Source organism: Sphingobium sp., assembly GCF_035511395.1.
Taxonomy (GTDB): Bacteria; Pseudomonadota; Alphaproteobacteria; order Sphingomonadales; family Sphingomonadaceae; genus Sphingobium.
Map to the genome: position 1 here is coordinate 1 of NZ_DATKFP010000398.1, position 4,567 is coordinate 4,567.

Sequence of the window (4,567 nt, forward strand, 5' to 3'; positions counted from 1 at the left end):
CGGCACCTTGTCGCGGATCTTGCGCTTGCGCAGTTCGGTGTCGAGGATCATCGCGAATTCGTAGGCCGGGCCGTAGCAGGACGCGCCCTGCACCGCGCCGACGACGATCGGGCCGGGATTTTGTGCAAAGGCATCGAACGCATCGGCGGCGGCTGAGGCGTGGGCCGTCTGGCAGATGGAGACGGTATGGCCGCCATGCGGACCCAGCCCCTCGATCTCGTCGAACGCGAGTTCCGGGCCGGTGGAAATTACAAGATAATCGTAATTGATGGATGAGCCGTCATTGAGTTCGAGCCGCTTTTCACCGGCATGCAGCCGTTTCGCGCCGACCGAGGTGAAGCCGATCTTCTTTTTGGCGAACACGGGAGGGAGGTGGACCTGAATGGCTTCGGGCTCGCGCCAGCGCACGGCGACCCAGGGATTGGACGGGATGAAGCTGTAGGTGTCGCTATCGGATACCGTCATCACGTCGGCGCGGTCCTTGAGGGCGGCCTTGATCTCATAGGAGGCGATCGTGCCTCCCAGACCCGCGCCCAGCACCACGATCAAAGGCTTGCCCATCTGCGATCCTTCCATGTCTCAATGGCATTGACGAATATCATCATTACACGTTATATGCAAATAACAAAGTTGAGGAAGCTGCCATGTTCGGATTCAAGAAACGTGATGCCCACCGTGAGATCGGCCCCGCCGAGCTGGACGCCATGCTGAAGGGCGGCAAGGCGCTCCTGATCGACGTGCGCGAGACAGGCGAGTTCGCCGCCGGTCACATACTGGGCGCAATAAACATGCCGCTGTCGGGCTTTTCACCTCGTAACATCCCTGATCCCAAGGGCCGGACTGTCGTGCTGCAATGCGCGGGCGGAAAGCGCTCGGGCCAGGCGCTCGATCAATGCGCGGCGGCGCAGAGCGCGATCGACACCCACCTTGCTGGCGGGATCGGTGCGTGGAAAGACGCCGGCTTCCCGGTCGTTGGTGATTGAGAGCCTGAAAGAGAACCAAAAAAGAGGGGTATCGGCGGCATGATGAGCGGCAGGGGCAAGTGGCTCTGGTTGGCGGGCGCCGCGCTGGCGCTGTCGGCATGCGGGAGCAAGCCGGAGCAGGAACAGGCGGCGGCGACGCTACCCGCCGGGGAAACCCTGCGGCTCGCCGCAACCGAAATCCCGGACATGAAGATGGTCGGCGCGGAGATCGCCACGCGCGACCAGGCCGAAGTGCTCGCCCGCATCCCCGGTATCCTCACGTCGCTTTCCGTCCGTGCCGGAGACACGGTGCACAAGGGGCAGCGGATCGGCATGATCGTCGATTCGCGGCTCGGTTATGAGACAAGCGCCTATGGTGCGCAGGTTGCCGCCGCTCAGGCCGAAGCCGCGCGCGCCAATGCCGATCTCGCGCGCATTCGCGATCTCTATGGACAAGGCGTCTATGCCAAGGCGCGCCTGGATCAGGCCGTTGCGGCCGCGCGCGCGGCCGATGCGCAGGTTGCTGCCGCTCGGGCGCAGCAGGGCGCAAGCGTCAGCGTCGCGGGGCAGGGGGCGGTGATCGCCCCGGCGAGCGGTCGGGTGCTTCGCGCCGATATTCCCGCCGGATCACCGGTGGCGCCGGGCATGTCGATCGCGACGGTTACCGCGGGGCCGCCGGTGCTGCGGTTGATGCTGCCGGAGTCGGTTGCCGGACAGGTCCATCCCGGTGCGCGCGTGATCGTCAATGAAGCGGATATGCCGTCCGGGCAGCGCGAAGGCAGCGTGACGCAGGTCTATCCCGCGATCACCGGAGGCCAGGTTCGCGTTGATGCTACTCTGTCCGGCCTTTCCACCCAATTTATCGGCCGCCGCGTGAGCGCGTCGGTCGAGATCGGCACGCGCAAGGCGCTGGTCGTGCCGCGCGCATTCGTCACCACGCGCTATGGTATGGATCAGGTGCAGATCGTCGCGAAGGGCAAGCGGCTCAGCATGGTGCCGGTCCAGATCGCGCCGACGGCAGATCCCGCCCTGGTCGAGATATTGAGCGGCGCGGCCGCCGGCGACGCGCTGTTCGCCCCCGGTAAGCCCGCCAAGGCTCCGCGGCCATGAATCTCGGCGTTTCCGGTCGCCTCACCAGGGCCACTATCGCTTCACCCCTGACCCCGCTGTTCCTGCTCGCGGCGATTGCCGTTGGTCTGCTGGCTCTTCTTTCCATCCCTCGGGAGGAAGAGCCGCAGATCAGCGTGCCGATGGTCGACATCCAGGTGATGGCGCCGGGCCTTTCCGCCGCCGACGCGACCGAGCTGGTCGGCATTCCCCTCGAAACCATCGTCAAGAGCGTCGATGGCGTGGAGCATGTCTATACTCAGGCGCAGGACGATGGCGTGATGGTGACGGCGCGCTTCCTCGTGGGATCGAACCCCGAGGACGCGGCGATCCGCATCGAGGAAAAGCTGCGCGCCAATTGGGACAGGAAACCGGTCGGCATTCCCGATCCCAAGGTGACGGTGCGCGGCATCAATGATGTTCCGGCCGTCGTTCTGACCCTTGCCCCCAAGCCCGGCGCGGCAGGGCAGTGGAACGATGCCAGCCTCTACGAACTCGCCGCGAAGCTGCGCACCGAGATCGCCAAGGTCGACAATGTCGGGATCAGCTTCCTCGTCGGTGGCCGCCCCGAGGAAATCCGCATTGCGCCCGATCCGGCCAGGCTGCGCCAGTATGGCGTGCCGCTGGGGAGCGTGATCGAGGCCGCGAGCCAGGCCAATCGGTCCTTTCCGCTGGGTAATATCCGCGAGGACGGCAAGGCGGTCGGCGTCACGGCGGGCCGCACCCTGTCATCGGCGCAGGAGGTCGGACTTCTGACCGTGCGCTCTGCCTCCGGCTCTCCCGTCTATCTGCGCGACGTTGCCAGCGTAACGCAGGGGCCGCGCGAGGATCAGGCGCGGGCGTGGCGCTGGGCGAAGGAGGAAAACGGCAAGTGGAATAGCGCCCCCGCTGTCAGCATCGCCTTCGCCAAGCGCGCCGGGGCCAATGCCGTGGTCGTCTCCGATGCCATCCTCGAGCGTGTCGAGAGCCTGAAAGGCAAGCTGATCCCCGATGACGTCACGGTCGCCGTCACCCGCAACTATGGCGAGACGGCGAACGAGAAGGCCAACGAACTGCTGTTCCACCTCGCGCTGGCGACCGTCTCCATCGTCGTGCTGATTGGGTTCGCGATCGGTTGGCGCGAGGCGGGCGTGACCGCCGTGGTCATTCCGACGACGATCCTGCTGACCATGTTCGCCTCGAACCTCATGGGCTATACGATCAACCGCGTCAGCCTGTTCGCGCTGATCTTCTCGATAGGCATTCTCGTCGACGACGCGATCGTCATGATCGAGAATATCGCCCGGCATTGGGCGATGGACGATGATCGCAGCCGCACCCAGGCAGCGATCGAGGCGGTGGCCGAGGTCGGCAACCCCACTGTGGTGGCGACGCTGACCGTGGTCGCCGCGCTGCTGCCGATGCTGTTCGTTTCCGGTCTGATGGGGCCCTATATGGCCCCGATTCCGGTCAACGCCTCGGCGGCGATGATCTTTTCCTTCTTCGTAGCGGTCGTGATCGCCCCGTGGCTGATGATCCGTTTCGCTAGGCAGACGCTCGAAAAGGGGCATGGCCATGATGAAAGCGGCGGCAGGCTGGGGCAGCTCTATGCCCGCGTCGCGCACCGCGTGATCGATACGAAGAAGTCCGCCCGCAATTTTCTGATCGCGGTGGGCGTGGCGACGCTGGTTGCCTGCTCGATGTTCTACTTCAAGGCCGTGACCGTGAAGCTGCTGCCCTTCGACAACAAGTCGGAGGTCCAGGTCGTGGTCGACATGCCCGAAGGCACCGCGCTCGAAGGTACGGGCCGCGTGCTGGAAGATATCGCCGGCGTGGTGCGGGGCTTGCCCGAAGCGACGGCAATGGAGGCCTATGTCGGCACGTCCGCGCCGTTCAACTTCAACGGCCTTGTCCGCCATTATTTCCTGCGCTCGCAGCCCGAGCAGGGCGATGTGATGGTGACGCTGCTGCCCAAGGGGGATCGCAGCCGGTCCAGCCATCAGATTGCGCTCGACCTGCGCCAGCGGCTGAAGGCGCTGCGCTTGCCCAATGGCGCATCTATCAAGGTGGTCGAGACGCCTCCAGGCCCGCCCGTCCTCGCGACCCTGCTGGCCGAGGTTTATGGCCCCGACGAAGTCACGCGCCAGAAGACAGCGACCGAGCTGGAAAAGATCTTCCGGTCCATCCCCTTCATCGTCGACGTGGACAACAGCTTCGGCGAGGCGCGCCCGAAGCTCCGCCTCGACGTGCAGCGCGACCGGCTCGATTATTACGGCCTTTCACAGCGGCAGGTCGCCGACAGCATCGGTATGCTCATGGGGAGTCAGACTGTCGGCTACGCGCCGCGCGGCGATGGCCGCAGCCCACTCCCGATCACCATCGCGCTGGAACAGAAGGACCGGAGCTGGACGCAGGCCCTGTCGAGTACGCCGGTTGCACAGACGCCGGGCGGTCAGCTTATCGACCTCGGCGCCGTGGTCGAAGCCCGCACCGAGGCGGGCAGTCCCGCGATCTTCCGC

General features: G+C 65.4%; 4 protein-coding genes. 3 read left to right on the forward strand and 1 reads right to left on the reverse strand.

Translation table 11 applies throughout. The features are described 5' to 3' along the window. Nucleotides 1-561: FAD-dependent oxidoreductase (locus VMR39_RS26975; protein ID WP_325421044.1), on the reverse strand; the 561-nt coding region annotated here is incomplete at its 3' end. A gap of 83 nt (nt 562-644) precedes the next feature. Between VMR39_RS26975 and VMR39_RS26980 the strand changes: the two genes are divergently transcribed. The 3 genes from VMR39_RS26980 to VMR39_RS26990 form a co-directional block, all read left to right on the forward strand. After that, entirely contained in the window at nt 645-983 is a 339-nt protein-coding gene (locus VMR39_RS26980; protein WP_021246226.1) for a rhodanese-like domain-containing protein, read from the forward strand. Nucleotides 984-1,022: 39 nt separating this feature from the next. Then, nucleotides 1,023-2,072 carry an efflux RND transporter periplasmic adaptor subunit gene (locus tag VMR39_RS26985; RefSeq protein ID WP_021246227.1) on the forward strand — a complete coding sequence of 350 codons (1,050 nt, stop codon included), beginning with the start codon at nt 1,023-1,025 and terminating at the stop codon, nt 2,070-2,072. Beyond that, nucleotides 2,069-4,567 (forward strand): efflux RND transporter permease subunit (locus VMR39_RS26990; protein ID WP_325421047.1); only part of this gene is annotated, 2,499 nt, incomplete at its 3' end. The genes VMR39_RS26985 and VMR39_RS26990, both read left to right, overlap by 4 nt.